At 71.9% G+C, this 17,743-nt stretch carries 17 protein-coding genes; 15 read left to right on the plus strand and 2 right to left on the minus strand.

Annotation, left to right across the window (positions count from 1 at the left end; all coding sequences use genetic code 11):
- The first annotated feature begins 13 nt into the window (after nucleotides 1-13).
- The 15 genes from ACFVU7_RS12520 (at nucleotide 14) to ACFVU7_RS12590 (ending at nucleotide 15,151) form a co-directional block, all read left to right on the plus strand.
- Nucleotides 14-976: a phosphatidylinositol mannoside acyltransferase gene (locus ACFVU7_RS12520; protein WP_241852867.1), complete on the plus strand. Its 963-nt coding sequence runs from the start codon at nucleotides 14-16 to the stop codon at nucleotides 974-976.
- 51 nt (nucleotides 977-1,027) lie between these two features.
- Complete coding sequence (locus ACFVU7_RS12525) at nucleotides 1,028-2,212, plus strand: glycosyltransferase family 4 protein (protein WP_049651432.1); 1,185 nt, start codon at nucleotides 1,028-1,030, stop codon at nucleotides 2,210-2,212.
- 61 nt (nucleotides 2,213-2,273) lie between these two features.
- Nucleotides 2,274-2,642 (plus strand): 5-carboxymethyl-2-hydroxymuconate Delta-isomerase, encoded by a 369-nt coding sequence (locus tag ACFVU7_RS12530; protein ID WP_049651431.1) that lies wholly within the window; start codon nucleotides 2,274-2,276, stop codon nucleotides 2,640-2,642.
- A gap of 29 nt (nucleotides 2,643-2,671) precedes the next feature.
- A complete protein-coding gene (locus tag ACFVU7_RS12535) occupies nucleotides 2,672-3,217 on the plus strand; it encodes a membrane protein (RefSeq protein ID WP_049651430.1) in 546 nt (181 codons plus the stop codon).
- 129 nt (nucleotides 3,218-3,346) lie between these two features.
- Nucleotides 3,347-4,258, plus strand: a complete 912-nt coding sequence (pdxS, locus tag ACFVU7_RS12540; RefSeq protein WP_049651429.1) for a pyridoxal 5'-phosphate synthase lyase subunit PdxS — start codon at nucleotides 3,347-3,349, stop codon at nucleotides 4,256-4,258.
- A 96-nt stretch (nucleotides 4,259-4,354) separates the two neighbouring features.
- Entirely contained in the window at nucleotides 4,355-4,972 is a 618-nt protein-coding gene (gene pdxT / locus ACFVU7_RS12545; RefSeq protein ID WP_388045020.1) for a pyridoxal 5'-phosphate synthase glutaminase subunit PdxT, read from the plus strand.
- An 89-nt stretch (nucleotides 4,973-5,061) separates the two neighbouring features.
- Complete coding sequence (locus ACFVU7_RS12550; RefSeq protein WP_388045021.1) at nucleotides 5,062-5,820, plus strand: YebC/PmpR family DNA-binding transcriptional regulator; 759 nt, start codon at nucleotides 5,062-5,064, stop codon at nucleotides 5,818-5,820.
- A 152-nt stretch (nucleotides 5,821-5,972) separates the two neighbouring features.
- The gene (gene ruvC, locus ACFVU7_RS12555; protein ID WP_049651444.1) at nucleotides 5,973-6,524 is read left to right on the plus strand and encodes a crossover junction endodeoxyribonuclease RuvC; all 552 of its coding nucleotides are present in this window, start codon (nucleotides 5,973-5,975) and stop codon (nucleotides 6,522-6,524) included.
- Nucleotides 6,521-7,132, plus strand: coding sequence for a Holliday junction branch migration protein RuvA (gene ruvA, locus ACFVU7_RS12560; protein WP_117487159.1), 612 nt, complete (start codon nucleotides 6,521-6,523; stop codon nucleotides 7,130-7,132). Before ruvC ends, ruvA begins: the two co-directional genes overlap by 4 nt.
- 53 nt (nucleotides 7,133-7,185) lie before the next feature.
- On the plus strand, nucleotides 7,186-8,256 hold the full coding sequence (gene ruvB, locus ACFVU7_RS12565; protein ID WP_388045023.1) for a Holliday junction branch migration DNA helicase RuvB: 1,071 nt from the start codon (nucleotides 7,186-7,188) through the stop codon (nucleotides 8,254-8,256).
- A gap of 260 nt (nucleotides 8,257-8,516) precedes the next feature.
- The gene (gene yajC / locus ACFVU7_RS12570) at nucleotides 8,517-8,924 is read left to right on the plus strand and encodes a preprotein translocase subunit YajC (RefSeq protein WP_053112055.1); all 408 of its coding nucleotides are present in this window, start codon (nucleotides 8,517-8,519) and stop codon (nucleotides 8,922-8,924) included.
- A 147-nt stretch (nucleotides 8,925-9,071) separates the two neighbouring features.
- On the plus strand, nucleotides 9,072-10,859 hold the full coding sequence (gene secD, locus ACFVU7_RS12575) for a protein translocase subunit SecD (protein ID WP_388045024.1): 1,788 nt from the start codon (nucleotides 9,072-9,074) through the stop codon (nucleotides 10,857-10,859).
- Nucleotides 10,860-10,863: 4 nt separating this feature from the next.
- Nucleotides 10,864-11,964 carry a protein translocase subunit SecF gene (secF, locus tag ACFVU7_RS12580; protein WP_074002378.1) on the plus strand — a complete coding sequence of 367 codons (1,101 nt, stop codon included), beginning with the start codon at nucleotides 10,864-10,866 and terminating at the stop codon, nucleotides 11,962-11,964.
- Between the two features lie 28 nt (nucleotides 11,965-11,992).
- The gene (locus tag ACFVU7_RS12585; RefSeq protein ID WP_049651822.1) at nucleotides 11,993-12,544 is read left to right on the plus strand and encodes an adenine phosphoribosyltransferase; all 552 of its coding nucleotides are present in this window, start codon (nucleotides 11,993-11,995) and stop codon (nucleotides 12,542-12,544) included.
- 177 nt (nucleotides 12,545-12,721) lie between these two features.
- Nucleotides 12,722-15,151, plus strand: coding sequence for a bifunctional (p)ppGpp synthetase/guanosine-3',5'-bis(diphosphate) 3'-pyrophosphohydrolase (locus ACFVU7_RS12590; protein ID WP_181970527.1), 2,430 nt, complete (start codon nucleotides 12,722-12,724; stop codon nucleotides 15,149-15,151).
- A 90-nt stretch (nucleotides 15,152-15,241) separates the two neighbouring features.
- Here ACFVU7_RS12590 and ACFVU7_RS12595 read toward each other — a convergent pair whose 3' ends face one another.
- Both ACFVU7_RS12595 and ACFVU7_RS12600 read right to left on the minus strand, forming a co-directional pair.
- On the minus strand, nucleotides 15,242-16,471 hold the full coding sequence (locus tag ACFVU7_RS12595; RefSeq protein ID WP_049651821.1) for a DUF349 domain-containing protein: 1,230 nt from the start codon (nucleotides 16,469-16,471) through the stop codon (nucleotides 15,242-15,244).
- Nucleotides 16,472-16,736: 265 nt separating this feature from the next.
- A complete protein-coding gene (locus ACFVU7_RS12600) occupies nucleotides 16,737-17,579 on the minus strand; it encodes a peptidylprolyl isomerase (RefSeq protein WP_049651820.1) in 843 nt (280 codons plus the stop codon).
- Nucleotides 17,580-17,743 lie beyond the last annotated feature (164 nt).

Below are 17,743 nucleotides of genomic sequence, written 5' to 3' on the forward strand. Positions count from 1 at the left end.
GGGGCGTCCTGCGGTGACGGACCGACTGGTGTACTGGGCGTACGCGCTGGGGTGGGGGCTGCTGAAGCACCTGCCGGAGCGGGTGGCCGCGGGGCTGTTCGACCGGCTGGCGGACTACGCGTGGCGCAAGCGCGGCAAGCGGGTGCTCCAGTTGGAGGCGAACCTGCGCCGGGTCCGTCCGGGCTTGGACGAGGCCGCGATGCGGGAGCTGTCGCGGGCCGGGATGCGCTCGTACCTGCGGTACTGGATGGAGTCGTTCCGGCTGCCGGTGTGGAGCCGGGAGCGGGTGGCCCGGGATGTCCAGGTGGACGGCTTCGAGCACCTGCGGGAGACGCTGGAGGCCGGTCGGGGCGCGGTGATAGCGCTGCCGCACATGGGCAACTGGGACCTCGCGGGGACCTGGGTGGCGCAGCAGGGCTACCCGTTCACCACGGTCGCGGAGCGGTTGAAGCCGGAGCGGCTGTTCGACCGGTTCGTGGAGTTCCGGGAGGGCCAGGGCATGGAGGTCCTGGCGCTGACCGGCGGTTCGGTGAACGTGATCGGGACGTTGGCGCGGCGGCTGCGCGAGGGCCGGCTGGTCTGCCTGGTGGGGGACCGGGACCTGTCGGAGGCGGGTATCGGGGTGACGTTCTTCGGTGAGGAGACCCGGATGCCGGCCGGTCCGGCGGCGCTGTGCCAGCGGACCGGGGCGGCGCTGATGCCGGTGACGCTCTGGTACGACGGTCCGGTGCTGCGGGGCCGGATCCACCCGGAGGTGCCGGTGCCAGAGGAGGGCGACCGCAAGGAGCGCACCCGGGCGATGACCCAGGCGATGGCGGGGGTGTGGGAGCGGGGCATCCGCGAGCACCCGCAGGACTGGCACATGCTGCAGAGGTTCTGGCTCGCCGACCTGCCGGTCCGTGAGACGGTGAAGGCGGCGCCCGCGGAGCGCGCGGAGGGGGCCCCGGAGCCGGTGGCCGAGGCCTCCGGGTCCTGATCCGTTCCGCCGTCCCGCCCGCACGACCGTCCGAAGGAGCTTGAGGAACCCGTGAAGATCGGCATCGTCTGCCCGTACGACTGGGACGTCCCCGGTGGGGTGCAGTTCCACATCCGGGACCTGGCCGAGCACCTGATCGGTCTGGGGCACGAGGTGTCGGTGCTGGCGCCGGCCGAGGACGACGAGGCGCTGCCGCCGTACGTGGTCCCGGCCGGGCGGGCGGTGGCGGTGCCGTACAACGGGTCGGTGGCGCGGCTGAGCTTCGGCATCCTGTCGGCGGCGCGGGTGCGGCGGTGGCTGCACGACGGCCGCTTCGACATCCTGCACGTGCACGAGCCGGCCGCGCCGAGCCTGTCGATGCTGGCCGCCTGGTCGGCGACCGGGCCGATGGTGGGGACGTTCCACACCTCCAACCCGCGGTCCCGGATGATGATCGCGGCCTCGCCGATCCTCCAGCCGGGGCTGGAGAAGATCCGGGCCCGGATCGCGGTGTCGGAGTACGCCCGGCGCACCCTGGTGGAGCACCTGGGCGGGGACGCGGTGGTGATCCCCAACGGCGTGGACGTGGGCTTCTTCGCGGAGGCCGAGCCGGACGAGCGCTGGACGGGCGGTGCGGCGAAGGGGGAGCCGGGCACGATCGGCTTCATCGGCCGGATCAACGAGCCGCGCAAGGGCCTGCCGACGCTGCTGGCGGCGCTGCCGAGGATCCTGGCGGAGCGGCCGGGGGTGCGGCTGCTGGTGGCGGGCAAGGGCGACGAGGAGGAGGCGGTCGCGGGCCTGGCGCCGGAGGTGCGCCGGCAGGTGGAGTTCCTCGGCATGGTGAGCGACCGGGACAAGGCCCGGCTGCTGCGCAGCGTGGACCTGTACGTGGCGCCGAACACCGGGGGCGAGAGCTTCGGGATCATCCTGGTCGAGGCGATGTCCGCGGGTGCGCCGGTGCTGGCGAGCGACCTGGACGCGTTCAAGCAGGTGCTGGACGGCGGGGACGCGGGCGAGCTGTTCCCGGTGGAGGACGCGGACGCGCTGGCCCGTACGGCGCTGCGGCTGCTGGGTGATCCGGCGCGGCTGGAGGAGCTGCGGGAGGCGGCTTCGCGGCACGTGCGGCGGTTCGACTGGTCGACGGTCGGCGCGGACATCCTGGCGGTGTACGAGACGGTGACGGCGGGCCAGGCGGCGGTGGTCGAGGAGGACGTGCGCAGCGGTCGGCGCGGCCGGTTCGGGCTGGCCCGGGACTGATCCCCGGGGCCGGTGGGGTTAGGGTCGGGCGTCCGTACCACTGCGATCCACGGGGGCGACGATGCCGCAGATCTCCGTCGACTACTCGGCCGACCTGGCCGGAACCTTCGACCGCCGGGGCCTCGGCCTGGCGATCAACCGGCTGGCCGAGGCGACGATCGACGCGAAGCCGGAGTCCTGCAAGACGGTGTTCCGGCAGAGCGAGCTGCTGGTGGTCGGGACCAGCGGGGCGGCCGGCGACACCCAGGTGTTCGTGGAGTTCCAGATCTTCCCGGGCCGTTCGCCGGAGGCGAAGGCGGCGCTGAGCGAGGGCGTGCTGGCGCTGCTGGCGCGGTTCGTCCGGCCGAGGCCGGGCACCCGGCTGTTCACGGCGGTGAACATCGCGGACATCGACCGGGAGAGCTACCGGAACGCGACCGCCCGGGGCTGAACCGGTGACACCGGGTAACGTAGCGGCCCGTGACTACCTGGATCTGGGCCGGCGTGGCCGTGGTGCTGTTCGGCATGTACCTGAGTTGGACGGCCGGTCGGTTGGACCGGCTGCACGCCCGGATCGACGCGGCGCGGGCGGCGCTGGACGCGCAGCTGGTGCGCCGGGCCTCGGTGGCGATGGAGCTGGCGACGTCCTCGCTGCTGGATCCGGCGGCCTCGCTGCTGCTGCTGGACGCGGCGCACGCGGCCCGGCAGGCCGATGACGAGCAGCGCGAGGTGGCGGAGAGCCAGTTGAGCCTGGCGCTGCGGGCGGTGTTCGAGGAGCCGGAGCAGATGGCGGCGCTGGTGGCGGAGCCGGGTGGCGAGGACGCGGTTCGTGAGCTGACGGCCGCGGTGCGGCGGGTGCCGATGGCCCGCCGGTTCCACAACGACGCGGTGCGGGCGGCGCGGGCGGTGCGCGAGCACCGGCTGGTGCGGTACTTCCGGTTGGCGGGGAAGGCGCCGTTCCCGTTGGCGTTCGAGATGGACGATGCACCGCCGCCCGCTCTCACGCCCGAAGGGGCGCCTGCTTAAGGTGTCCCCCGGATACGGCCCGTTTGTCGTGTCCCGTCGTCCTGGCTGGACTTGGTGGCGCATGAGTGGGCCATCCGGTCTGCCTACCATAGGGCGATAGCACTGATTCATCTTCGAGTGAGGTCTCACGTGTCCACGACCCCCACCACCGCAGACCAGCCGCAGATCGGCACCGCCCGGGTCAAGCGCGGCATGGCCGAGCAGCTCAAGGGCGGTGTGATCATGGACGTGGTCAACGCCGAGCAGGCCAAGATCGCCGAGGACGCCGGCGCCGTGGCCGTCATGGCCCTGGAGCGGGTCCCGGCCGACATCCGCAAGGACGGCGGCGTGGCCCGCATGTCCGACCCCAACATGATCGAGGAGATCATCGAGGCGGTCTCCATCCCGGTGATGGCCAAGTCCCGCATCGGCCACTTCGTCGAGGCCCAGGTGCTCCAGTCGCTGGGCGTCGACTACATCGACGAGTCCGAGGTGCTGACCCCGGCCGACGAGGTCAACCACTCGGACAAGTGGGCCTTCACCACCCCCTTCGTCTGCGGCGCCACCAACCTGGGCGAGGCCCTGCGCCGCATCGCCGAGGGCGCGGCCATGATCCGCTCGAAGGGCGAGGCCGGCACCGGCAACGTCGTCGAGGCCGTCCGCCACCTGCGCCAGATCAAGAACGAGATCGGCAAGCTGCGCGCGCTGGACAACAACGAGCTGTTCGCCGCCGCCAAGGAGCTGCGCGCCCCGTACGAGCTGGTCAAGGAGGTCGCCGAGCTCGGCAAGCTGCCGGTCGTGCTGTTCTCCGCCGGTGGCGTGGCCACCCCGGCCGACGCCGCGCTGATGCGCCAGCTGGGTGCCGAGGGCGTCTTCGTCGGCTCCGGCATCTTCAAGTCGGGCGACCCGGCCAAGCGTGCCGCCGCCATCGTGAAGGCCACCACCTTCTTCGACGACCCGAAGGTCATCGCGGACGCCTCCCGCAACCTGGGCGAGGCCATGGTCGGCATCAACTGCGACACCCTGCCGGAGACCGAGCGCTACGCCAACCGCGGCTGGTAACCACCCGCAGTTTCCGAGCCGGCCCGCCGCAGCGCCTCGGCGCGCGGCGGGCCGCGCCACGTAGTCCGTCGTAACGATCGATAGAGGTTGAAGACCGTGAGCACTCCTGTCATCGGCGTCCTCGCCCTCCAGGGCGACGTCCGCGAGCACCTGGTGGCGCTGGCCGAGGCCGACGCGCTCGCCCGTCCGGTGCGCCGCGCCGAGGAGCTGGCCGAGGTCGACGCGCTGGTGATCCCCGGCGGCGAGTCCACCACCATGTCCAAGCTGGCGCTGCTGTTCGGCGTGATGGAGCCGCTGCGCGAGCGGGTCGCCGCCGGCATGCCGGTCTACGGCACCTGTGCGGGCATGATCATGCTGGCGGACAAGATCCTGGACGGCCGCGACGACCAGCAGACCGTCGGCGGCATCGACATGACGGTGCGCCGCAACGCCTTCGGCCGCCAGAACGAGTCCTTCGAGTCCGGGATCGAGTTCGCGGGCCTGGACGACGCGCCGGTGCACGGCGTCTTCATCCGCGCCCCCTGGGTCGAGGGGGTCGGCGCGGGCGTCAAGGTGCTGGCCGAGCTGCCCGCCGCGGACGGCCCGGAGAGCCGGATCGTCGCCGTGCGCCAGGGCAACCTGCTGGCCACCTCCTTCCACCCGGAGCTGACCGGCGACCACCGGGTCCACGCGTACTTCGTGCGGATGGTCGAGGAGCACCTCGCCGGTCGGTAGACCGCCGCCCACCGTGTGCGCCCCACCGCCGGCGACACCGGTAAGATCTCATCTGTTCATTTCCCTTTGGCGACGTAAAGGAGCTGGCGATGTCCGGCCACTCTAAGTGGGCTACCACCAAGCACAAGAAGGCCGTGATCGACGCCAAGCGCGGCAAGCTCTTCGCCAAGATGATCAAGAACATCGAGGTGGCGGCGCGCACCGGCGGACCCGACCCGGCGGGCAACCCGACCCTCTACGACGCCATCCAGAAGGCGAAGAAGAGCTCGGTCCCGATCGACAACATCAACCGCGCCGTCAAGCGCGGTGGCGGTCTGGAGGCCGGCGGCGCCGACTACCAGACCATCATGTACGAGGGCTACGGCCCGAACGGTGTCGCGGTCCTGATCGAGTGCCTCACCGACAACCGCAACCGCGCCGCCTCCGACGTGCGCGTCGCGATGACCCGCAACGGCGGCTCCATGGCCGACCCGGGCTCGGTCTCGTACCTGTTCACCCGCAAGGGTGTCGTCATCGTCTCCAAGGCCGACGGCGTGGACGAGGACAAGCTGTTCGAGGTCGTCCTGGACCAGGAGCCGGAGGAGATCAACGACCTCGGCGACTCGTTCGAGATCGTCTCCGAGGCCTCGAAGATGGTCGCCGTGCGCACCGCGCTGGTCGACGCCGGCGTCGACTACGACTCGGCCGAGGCCAACTTCCTCCCCAGCATGCAGGTCGAGCTGGACGTCGACGGCGCCCGCAAGATCCTGAAGCTGATCGACGCGCTCGAGGACAGCGACGACGTGCAGAACGTCTTCGCCAACTTCGACATCTCCGACGAGGTCGGCGCGCAGCTCGACGCCGAGTGATCACCGCCCAGTGATCGTCGGTGGGTGACCGGTCCCACTGCCCGGCCCGGTGGTCCCTGGACCACCGGGCCGGTGTCGTCGGCGGGGTTGTCGGACCAGGGCGGTAGCCTGCGGAGGTCCTTCGTGGCGAGTGGCAGGGAGACGGGCGAGTGGTGCGGGTACTGGGCGTGGACCCGGGGCTGACCAGGTGCGGGGTCGGCGTGGTCGAGGGCGCGCCGGGCCGGCCGCTGCGGATGGCCGGGGTCGGCGTGGTGCGCACCCCCGCCGAGGCGGAGATCGGGGAGCGGCTGCTCCAGGTCGAGCAGGGCATCGAGGCCTGGCTGGACGAGCACCGGCCCGACCTGGTCGCCGTCGAGCGGGTCTTCGCCCAGCACAACGTCCGCACCGTGATGGGCACCGCCCAGGCCAGCGCCGTCGCGATGCTCTGTGCCACCCGGCGCGGCATCCCCGTCACCCTGCACACCCCCAGCGAGGTCAAGGCCGCCGTCACCGGCTCCGGCCGGGCCGACAAGGCGCAGGTCACCGCCATGGTGCAGCGCCTGCTGCGGCTGGACGCGCCGCCCAAGCCCGCCGACGCCGCCGACGCGCTGGCGCTGGCCATCTGCCACATCTGGCGCGGCGGGGCGACCAACCGGCTGGAGGCCGCCGTCCGGGCCGCCCGCGCCACCTCCCGCTCCACTCCTCCGAAAGGCACCGTCCGATGATCGCCTTCGTGCAAGGGCCCGTGGCGGCCGTCTCCTCCGGGATCGCGGTGGTCGAGGTCGGCGGGGTCGGCATGGCCGTGCAGTGCACCCCGAACACCCTGGCCGGGCTGCGGCTGGGCGAGCCGGCCCGGCTGGCCACCTCGCTGGTGGTCCGGGAGGACTCGCTGACCCTGTTCGGCTTCGCGGACGACGACGAGCGCGCCGTGTTCGAGATCCTCCAGGCCGCGCCCGGCGTCGGCCCCAAGCTGGCGCAGGCGATCCTCGGCGTGCACAGCCCCGACGCGCTGCGCGCCGCGATCGCGGGCGGCGACGAGAAGGCGCTGGTCGCGGTGCCGGGCATCGGCAAGGCCAAGGCGGCCAAGCTGCTGCTGGAGTACAAGGACAAGCTCGGCGCCCCGCACGGGGCGGTGCCCGCGCAGAAGCCGATCGCGAGCGGCCCGGCGCCGTGGAGCGAGCAGCTGCACTCCGCGCTGACCGGCCTCGGCTACGCCCCGCGCGAGGCGGACGAGGCGGTCGCGGCCGTCACCCCGGAGGCCGAGGCGCAGGCGGTGACGGACGTCGGCGCCCTGCTCAGGCTCGCCCTGCGCGGCCTCAACCGCGCCCGCTGACCAACTGACGATCTGTCCTTTTGTCGACACCGGAGACTCTGGAGCCCGCGACGATGTACGACCCGGAACCCACCGACCGGCTGGTCACGGCCGCCGCCGACGGTGAGGACCAGGCGGTGGAGGCGGCGCTGCGCCCCAAGCTGCTGGACGAGTTCATCGGCCAGGAGCGGGTGCGCGAGCAGCTGTCGCTGGTGCTCCAGGCCGCCCGCCAGCGCGGCAGCGCGCCCGACCACGTGCTGCTGAGCGGCCCGCCCGGGCTCGGCAAGACCACCCTGTCCATGATCATCGCCGCCGAGCTGGGCGCCCCGATCCGGATCACCTCCGGACCGGCCATCCAGCACGCGGGGGACCTCGCGGCGATCCTCTCCTCGCTCACCGAGGGCGAGGTGCTCTTCCTCGACGAGATCCACCGGATGTCCCGGCCGGCCGAGGAGATGCTCTACATGGCGATGGAGGACTTCCGGGTCGACGTGATCGTCGGCAAGGGCCCGGGCGCCACCGCCATCCCGCTGGAGCTGCCGCCCTTCACCCTGGTCGGCGCCACCACCCGGGCCGGCCTGCTGCCGCCCCCGCTGCGCGACCGCTTCGGCTTCACCGGGCACATGGAGTTCTACGCCCCGGCCGAGCTCCAGCGGGTGGTGCACCGCTCGGCCGCGCTGCTGGACGTGGAGATAGACCCGGCCGGCGCGGCCGAGATCGCCGGGCGCTCGCGCGGCACCCCGCGCATCGCCAACCGGCTGCTGCGCCGGGTCCGCGACTACGCCCAGGTCCGGCACGACGGCGTGGTCGACGCCGGGATCGCCGCCCGGGCGCTGGACGTCTACGAGGTGGACGCCCGCGGGCTGGACCGGCTGGACCGCGCGGTGCTGGACGCGCTGCTGCGGCTGTTCGGCGGCGGTCCGGTCGGTTTGTCGACACTGGCGGTCGCCGTGGGTGAGGAGTCGGAGACGGTCGAGGAGGTCGCCGAGCCCTTCCTGGTCCGCGAGGGCCTGCTCGCCCGCACCCCGCGCGGCCGGATCGCCACCGCGGCCGCCTGGCAGCACCTCGGCCTGACCCCGCCGGTCCAGACCACCCGCGGGCGTGTTCCGGCGCAGCCGGACCTGTTCCCCGCCGACGAAAGTTGACCGCCATCGGCTGAACGGGTGAGTCGGGCCGGTCGGTTCCCGGCCGGTGCTCCCGTGGTGGCGCACGGGGGAGCCGGGAGTGGCGTCCGGGGAAACTGTGCAGGCGGAGGGTCGCCACTTTCGGCGGCATGATGCGATGCTTGGCGTTGTCCGATCGATTCGGGGTCGCCTAGACTCCGCCGGACCGCCCCTCTCACCTGACGGGCCGACCAATACCACACAGGCCGCCGGCCGGCGGCCCGTAAAGGACCCTGGCTGCAGTGAACCTCATCATCCTTCTCCTCCCGATCATCGCGATCGTGCTCATGTTCCGGTCGCAGAAGAAGCGCCAGTCGCAGATGCAGCAGATGCAGACGGCGCTGGAGCCGGGGGCCGGTGTGCGCACCATCGGCGGTCTGTACGCCCAGGTGAAGGCGGTCAACGACGAGACCGTCGAGCTGGAGATCGCGCCCGGCGTGGTCACCCACTTCACCAAGAGCGCCATCGCGGCCGTCCTGGACCCCCAGGAGTACGACGCGATCATCAACGGCCGCCCCGCCGATGACGAGCTGCCCGAGCCGGAGGCCGAGGAGGCCGACGCCGAGCCGGTCGAGGACAAGCCGCTGTCGCTCTCCAAGGACAGCGCCGAGAAGGGCGACGTCGAGGGCGGGGCTCCCGCGAGCAAGTAGTACGGACGGGCAACCCGCCCGGCCGCGCGGCACAGTGCCGCGAGCCCACAGGACCTCAGGGCCGCAGAACCGCCGGACCCCTGTCCCGCCACGAGCCGGACGGGGGTCCGGTCGGGGAAGTGGCATGGACAGGGAGAAACGAGCAAGGTGGCAACACCCAAGTCGCGCCCGCGCGACGGCTACCCAGGGCGGGCGCTGGCCCTCATCCTGGTCGTCACCGTCGGACTGGTCGCCCTCATGTTCGGGACGGGCACCACCAAGCCCCGGCTCGGGATCGATCTCGCCGGTGGCACCAGCATCACGCTGACCGCGAAGTCGACCGACCCCAAGGCGATCACCAAGTCCAACATGGACATCGCCACCGGGATCATCGAGCGCCGCGTCAACGGTATGGGTGTCTCCGAGGCGGAGGTCCAGACCCAGGGCGACAACACGATCATCGTGAACATCCCCAAGGGCGGGAACCAGCAGAACGCGGCGGACCAGGTGGGTACCACCGCCAAGCTGTTCTTCCGTCCGGTCCTGGCCGTGGCGCCCAGCGGCGTCACCGCCCCGGCTCCCACGGGCACCCCGTCCGCCGCCGCGACCGGCACCCCGGGCGCGACCCCGCCCGCTGCCGCGACCGGCGCCCCGTCCCCGGGCGCGAGCGCCACCAAGCAGGGCCGCCCCGAGAGCGAGGCGCTGGCCGCCGAGGGCGCCAGCCCGACCGCCGCGGCCACCGGCGCGAGCACCGCGCCCTCCGCCGCCGCCACCGGCGCCCCGAGCGCCGCGGCCACCCCGCCGAGCGCCGCCGACCTCAGCGCCGCGATGACCCAGGGCACCGTGCCGCCGGAGCTGAGCGCCGCGTTCGCCGCCCTCGACTGCTCCAAGCCCGAGGTCCGCACCGCCCAGACCGGCCCCGAGGACAAGGCCGTCGTCGCCTGCTCGCAGAAGCCCGAGAAGGGCTACTACGAGAAGCTCGCCCTCGGCCCCGTCGCCGTGAAGGGCTCGGACGTCTCCAAGGCGCAGCCGAGCCTCGACACCCAGACGGGTGCCGGCTGGCAGGTCCAGCTGCAGTTCAACGGCAACGGCACCGACGCCTTCACCAAGGTCACCGGCCAGCTCGCCACCCAGGCCCCGCCGAACAACCAGTTCGCGATCGTCCTGGACAACCAGGTCGTCTCGCACCCCGAGGTCAAGAACGCGATCCCCGGCGGCAGCGCCGTGATCAGCGGCAACTTCAGCCAGGCCGAGGCGCAGGACCTGTCCAACGTGCTCGGCTACGGCGCGCTGCCGCTGGAGTTCGTCAAGAGCGACATCACCACCGTCTCCCCGGCGCTCGGCAGCGACCAGCTCAAGGCCGGCCTGGTGGCCGGTGCGATCGGCATGCTGCTGGTGGTCGCCTACTCGCTGGTCTACTACCGCGGCCTCGGCCTGGTCTCGATCGCCGGTCTGCTCGTCTCGGCGGCCCTGACCTACTCGATCATGAGCCTGCTCGGCAACGCGATCGGCTTCGCGCTGAACCTGCCGGCGGTCTGTGGTGCGATCGTCGCGATCGGTATCACCGCCGACTCCTTCATCGTGTACTTCGAGCGCATCCGTGACGAGGTCCGCGAGGGCGCCCCGCTGCGCCCGGCGGTCCAGCGGGCCTGGCCGCGCGCCCGGCGCACCATCCTGGTCTCGGACTTCGTGTCCTTCCTCTGTGCCGCCGTCCTCTACGTGGTCTCGGTCGGCAAGGTCCAGGGCTTCGCCTTCACCCTGGGTCTGACCACCGCGCTCGACGTCGTGGTGATCTTCCTCTTCACCAAGCCGCTGATCACGCTGCTGGCCCGCCGCAAGTTCTTCCTGAACGGCCACCCGTGGTCCGGCCTGGACCCGAAGCGACTGGGCGCCCGCCCGCCGCTTCGCAGCAGCCGTCGCCGTAACCCCTCCTCTGCCGCCGTGAAGGAGGCCTGACACCGTGTCACGCTTCTCCAACCTGGGCCACCGGCTCTACCAGGGCGAGGTCAGCTTCGACTTCGTCGGTCGCCGCAAGCTCTGGTACTCCATCTCCGGCGTGATCGTGCTGGTCGCGGCGATCGGCCTGGCCATGGGCCTGCACCTGGGCATCGAGTTCAAGGGCGGCTCGGTCTACACCGTGGCCAAGCCCGGCCTGACGGTCTCCCAGGCGCAGGAAACCGCCGACGGGGTCGTCTCCTCGCACCCGCTGGTGCAGTCGACCGACAACGGCAAGATCCGCATCCAGGTCAGCACCGAGGAGTCGAAGAGCTCCGACGAGATCCGCTCCGAGCTCTCCCAGAAGCTCGGCGTGCCGCTGGACACCGTCGAGGCCCAGGTGATCGGCCCCAGCTGGGGCAAGCAGATCTCCCAGAAGGCGCTCACCGGCCTGGTCGTCTTCATGGTCCTGGTGACGGTCTACCTGGCGATCGCCTTCGAGTGGCGGATGGCGCTGGCCGCGCTGGTCGCCCTCATCCACGACCTCCTGATCACCATCGGCGTGTACGCCCTGGTGGGCTTCGAGGTCACCCCGGGTACGGTGATCGGCTTCCTGACGATCCTCGGTTACTCCCTCTACGACACGGTCGTCGTCTTCGACACCGTGAAGGAGAACACCAAGGGGATCACCAAGCAGAACAAGCTCACCTACAGCGAGGCCGCCAACGCGGGCCTCAACCAGACCCTGGTGCGCTCGCTCAACACCACCGTGGTGGCGCTGCTTCCGGTCGCCGCGCTGCTGTTCATCGGCGGCGGCTTCCTGGGCGCCGGCACCCTGAACGACATCTCGCTCGCGCTGTTCATCGGTCTCGCGGCCGGTGCCTACTCCTCGATCTGCGTCGCCACCCCGCTGCTGGCGCAGCTCAAGGAGGAGCAGCCGGAGATGAAGGCGCTGCGCAAGCGGGTCCTCCAGCACCGGGCATCGGCCGCCGCCAAGGCGGAGGCCGGGGACGCCGTCACGGCGGACGGGGAGCCGGACGACGAGGAGCAGCCTGCGGGTATGGTCGGACAGCGTGGCCGCTCGGCCGGCACCCGTGCCAAGGGCCGTCCGTCCACCAAGCGCTGAACCCGACCACGAACCCGAGGAACCCACCGTGACCACCGCCGACACCGCACTGGCCGAGCTGCTGAACAGCCGGATCCGGGACGTCCCGGACTACCCGAAGCCGGGTGTGCTGTTCAAGGACATCGCGCCGCTGCTCGCCGACGCCGAGGCCTTCGGCGCCCTCACCCGGGCGCTGGCGGACCGGGCCGCGGAGCTCGGTGCGACCAAGGTCGTGGGCCTGGAGGCGCGCGGCTTCGTGCTGGCGGCCCCGGCGGCCTTCGCGGCCGGGCTCGGCTTCGTGCCGATCCGCAAGCAGGGCAAGCTGCCCGGCGAGGTGTTCCGGCGCTCGTACGAGCTGGAGTACGGCTCGGCGACGCTGGAGGTGCAGTGCGACGCCTTCACGCCCGGTGAGCGGGTGCTGGTGGTGGACGACGTGCTGGCCACCGGTGGCACCATCGGAGCCTCGCTGGACCTGGTGAAGGAGGCCGGGGCCGAGCTGGCGGGCGTCGTGGTGCTGATGGAGCTGGGCTTCCTGGACGGCCGCGAGCGGCTGGCCGGGCACCTGGGCGGCGCTCCGCTGGAGACGCTGGTCACGGTCTGAGGGACTCGTCGGGAGGACGGCGGTCGGGACATCCGACCGCCGTCCTTCCGTTTCCTGGCCCGGCCGGATGAACACCCCGGCGCCCGGCTCGGTACCATGAAGATTCATCCCCTCCCGGTTGTCCCGGACCGTTCGGGCCTCGGCAGGGGTCGGCCCCGGTGCCCCGAGGAGTAGTCCTTGCCCGACGAGGTTGTGCCCACGGCCGAAGCGGCCACCCCCGAAAACCGTCCCACGCCCTCGGGGGCCACCCCGGCACGCCCGGCGCCGACCTCCTCGCGTTCGCTCGGCCCCTCCGGCCGCGGTTCCACCGGCGGCATGCGGGCCCGACTGGCCCGCCTGGGCGGCCAGCGCTCCAGCGTGCTCAACCCCGTCCTGGAACCGCTGTTCCGCTCGATCCGGGCCAACGACCCCAAGGCCGACCCGGCTCTGCTGCGCGACATCGAGAAGGCGTACGCGGTGGCCGAGAAGTGGCACCGCGGGCAGAAGCGCAAGAGCGGCGACCCGTACATCACCCACCCGCTGGCCGTCGCGACGATCCTGGCCGAGCTCGGCATGGACGCCCCGACGCTGATGGCCGGGCTGCTGCACGACACCGTCGAGGACACCGACTACGGCCTGGAGACCCTGCGCAAGGACTTCGGCGACTCGGTGGCCCTGCTGGTGGACGGCGTCACCAAGCTGGACCGGGTCAAGTTCGGCGAGGCCGCGCAGGCCGAGACCGTCCGCAAGATGGTCGTGGCGATGGCCAAGGACCCGCGGGTCCTGGTGATCAAGCTGGCCGACCGCCTGCACAACATGCGCACGATGCGCTACCTCAAGCGGGAGAAGCAGGAGAAGAAGGCCCGCGAGACGCTGGAGATCTACGCCCCGCTGGCGCACCGGCTGGGCATGAACACCATCAAGTGGGAGCTGGAGGACCTCGCCTTCGCGATCCTCTACCCCAAGATGTACGACGAGATCGTCCGGCTGGTCGCCGAGCGCGCCCCCAAGCGGGACGAGTACCTGGCGACCGTCATCGACCAGGTCCAGGGGGACCTGCGGGGCGCCCGGATCACCGCCTCCGTCACCGGCCGGCCGAAGCACTACTACTCGGTCTACCAGAAGATGATCGTCCGGGGCCGGGACTTCGCCGAGATCTACGACCTGGTGGGCATCCGGGTCCTGGTCGACACCGTCCGCGACTGCTACGCGGCGCTGGGCACCATCCACGCGCGGTGGAACCCGGTGCCGGGGCGGTTCAAGGACTACATCGCGATGCCCAAGTTCAACATGTACCAGTCGCTGCACACCACGGTGATCGGTCCTGGGGGCAAGCCGGTCGAGCTGCAGATCCGCACCTTCGACATGCACCGGCGGGCCGAGTACGGCATCGCCGCGCACTGGAAGTACAAGCAGCGCGCGGTGGCCGGGGCCTCCAAGGTCCGCACCGACACCCCGACCCAGGTCCGCAAGGACGACAAGGCCGGCGCCGTCAACGAGATGGCCTGGCTGCGGCAGCTGCTGGACTGGCAGAAGGAGACCGCCGACCCGGGCGAGTTCCTGGAGTCGCTCCGCTTCGACCTGGCCAGCAACGAGGTCTTCGTCTTCACCCCCAAGGGCGACGTGATAGCCCTGCCGGCCGGGGCGACCCCGGTCGACTTCGCCTTCGCGGTGCACACCGAGGTCGGCTACCGGACGATAGGCGCCCGGGTCAACGGGCGGCTGGTGCCGCTGGAGTCGACCCTGGAGAACGGCGACACCGTCGAGGTGTTCACCTCCAAGGCGGAGAACGCCGGCCCGTCCCGGGACTGGCTGGGCTTCGTCAAGTCGCCGCGCGCCCGCAACAAGATCCGCGCCTGGTTCTCCAAGGAGCGCCGCGAGGAGGCGATCGAGCACGGCAAGGAGGCGATCGTCCGGGCGATGCGCAAGCAGGGCCTGCCGATCCAGCGGATCCTGACCGGCGACTCGCTGGTCACCCTGGCCCACGAGATGCGCTACCCCGACATCTCCTCGCTCTACGCCGCGATCGGCGAGGGCCACGTCGCCGCGCCGAACATCGTGCAGAAGCTGGTCCAGGCGCTCGGCGGCGAGGAGGGCGCGACCGAGGACCTGGCGGAGACCGCCACCCCGACCCACGACAACCGGCGGGCGGTGCGCCGCCGGGCCAAGGGCGACCCGGGCGTGATCGTCAAGGGCGTCGAGGACGTCTGGGTCAAGCTCTCCCGCTGCTGCACCCCGGTGCCGGGCGACCCGATCGTCGGCTTCGTGACCCGCGGCAACGGCGTCTCGGTGCACCGCGCCGACTGCGTCAACGTGGAGGCGCTGAACCAGCAGCCGGAGCGCATGATCGACGTCGAGTGGGCGGCCACCCAGTCCTCGGTCTTCCTGGTGGCCATCCAGGTCGAGGCGCTGGACCGCTCCCGGCTGCTCTCGGACGTCACCCGGGTGCTCTCCGACCAGCACGTCAACATCCTGTCGGCGGCGGTGCAGACCTCCCGGGACCGGGTGGCGATGAGCCGCTTCACCTTCGAGATGGGCGACCCGAAGCACCTGGGCCACGTGCTCAAGGCGGTGCGCGGCGTCGAGGGCGTGTACGACGTCTACCGCGTCACCTCCGCCCGCAAGTAGCGGCGGCCCCCGCCGGCAGCACGGCGGGGGAACGCGGAAGGCCCCCGGGAACGGTCCCGGGGGCCTTCGCCGTCCAGCGTGCCGGGGCGATCAGCCGCTGAACTCCTCCTGGCTCTTGTGCGCCTGGTCCAGCAGGGTCCGCACGCCGTCCAGCTCGGACTCCAGCTTGGCGATCCTGGAGGCGTTGCCGGCCGCGCGGGCCTTGTCCAGGTCGGCCTGGATCTTGTCGGCCTTCGCCTGGAACAGGCCCACCATGCCGGCCGCGCGGGCCTTGGCCTCCGGGTTGGAGCGCGACCACTCGGCCTCCTCGGCCTCGCGGATCGCCCGCTCGACCGCGTTCAGCCGGCCGTCCAGCTTCGGACGGACCTCGCGCGGCACGTGCCCGATCGCCTCCCAGCGCTCGTTGACCTCGCGCAGCGCGGCCTTGGCGGCCTTGAGGTCGGTGATCGGCAGGATCGTCTCGGCCTCGGCGGCCAGCGCCTCCTTGAGCTTCTGGTTCTCCACCTGCTCGGCGTCCCGCTCGCTGAACACCGCGGAGCGGGCCTGGAAGAAGACGTCCTGGGCGCCGCGGAACCGCGCCCACAGCTCGTCCTCGATGTCCCGCTGGGCCCGGCCGGCGGCCTTCCAGCGCGCCATCAGGTCGCGGTAGGCGGCCGCGGTGCTGCCCCAGTCCGTGGACGAGGACAGCGCCTCGGCCTCGGACACCAGCGCCTCCTTGGTCTGCCGGGCCTTCTCGCGCTCGGCGTCCAGGGTGGCGAAGTGCGCCTTGCGGTGCTTGGAGAAGACCGAGCGGGCGTGCGAGAAGCGGTGCCAGAGCTCGTCGTCGCTCTTGCGGTCCAGCCGCGGCAGGCCCTTCCAGGTGTCCACCAGGGCGCGCAGCCGGTCCCCGGCCTCCCGCCACTGGGTCGACTCGGCGAGCTGCTCGGCCTCGGTGACCAGGGCCTCCTTGGCCGCACGGGCCTCGTCCTGGGCCTTGGCGCGGGCGGCCTTGCGCTCCTCGCGCCGGCTCTCGATCTCGCCGGTGAGCGTGTCCAGCCGCTTGGCCAGACCCTCCAGGTCGCCGACCGCGTGCCCCTCGACCACCTGGGCGCGCAGGTGCTCCAGCGCGGCCAGGGCGTCCTTGGCGGCCAGGTCGGTGGTCCGCACCCGCTTCTCCAGCAGGCCGATCTCCACCTCGATGCCCTGGTACTTGCGCTCGAAGTAGGCGAGGGCCTCCTCGGGCGAGCCGGCCTGCCAGGAACCGACGACTCGTTCGCCGTCGGCCGTCCTGACGTAGACCGTGCCCTGCTCGTCCACACGGCCCCACGGGTCGCTGCTCATAGCGCGTCCTCCACATGACGTCGCGCCCGCGCCGGGGCGGCGCGCGTCCGTCGTCCACAGTTGATGTGCGACGGACCGAAAGAGTCCGCCGTCCCCGTCCGCCGTGCCTTGCTGCCGAGGGTGACGGCTAGGCGGGTCCGGGCACCCTATACAACGCCAACATAGGCGACCAGGCCCGGTGCTGTCCGCATCCGGGCCGGGCGATTTCGGTCCGGGGCCGTGCGGGGGCGGCGCGCAGGCCACCCGCCGACGACCCCGGAGTCGGTCAACCCTTCGCCACCGTAACGGAGTTGAAGGTGACGTCAGCCATCGGGTGGCCGTCCGACGAGCCCTCCAGGGTGCCCGCGGCGGCGATCTTCTGCACCACGTCCAGGCCGCCGGTGACCTTGCCGAAGGGGGTGTAGTTCGGGGGCAGTTTGGTGTCCTTGTAGACCAGGAAGAACTGGCTGCCGTTGGTGCCCGGACCGGAGTTGGCCATCGCCACGGTGCCGGCCGGGTAGGTCGCGCCGGTCAGGTTCTCGTCCGCGAACTTGTAGCCGGGGCCGCCGCTGCCGCCCGGGACGGTCGCGCTGGCGGTCGGGTCGCCGCACTGCAGCACGAAGATGCCGTCGGTGGTGAGGCGGTGGCACTTGGTGTGGTCGAAGTACTGCTCACCGGCCAGGAAGGCGAAGGAGTTCACGGTGTGCGGGGCCTTCGCCGCGTCCAGCGCGATCGTCACCTTGCCGCAGTTGCTGTCCAGCGTCATGGCGTACGAGCCGCCCGCGTCGATCGTCATGGCCGGCTCGGCCTGCCACTGCTTGCCGTTGGGCGCGCCCGGAGCCGGGGCGGCGCAGCCCTCGACCGGCTTGCGGGTCGGGGCGGACGGCTCCTCGGTACCGGTCGGCGCGGCCTGGGCGCTGTTCGAGGCCTTCTTGTCGCCCTTGTCGTCCGAGCTGAACGCGCCGGTGGCGATCAGGGTGCCACCGCCGGCCAGGACCACGACGGCGAGCGAGGCGCCCAGGATCGTGTTGCGCCGCCTGCGCGCGGCCTGGGCCTCGACCCGGCGCTCCAACTGGCGCTCGTACTTCTCTCGGGCGAGCTGCCGCCGCCGCTGTTCGCTGCTGACCACCGGCCGTGTCTCCTACGGATGTGCGGGAAAAGTGGATGGATTCCGGAGCGGATCATCGCATCCCTCGGCGGCCAAGTGTAGGGACCGGGCCTGTAAGAACCCGGTGAACCTGCCGGGCCGCGGCGCCCCGCCGCCCGTATCTGGTTCGCAACCGGACCCGCGGC

Source organism: Kitasatospora sp. NPDC058046, assembly GCF_042885595.1.
Classification (GTDB): domain Bacteria; phylum Actinomycetota; class Actinomycetes; order Streptomycetales; family Streptomycetaceae; genus Kitasatospora.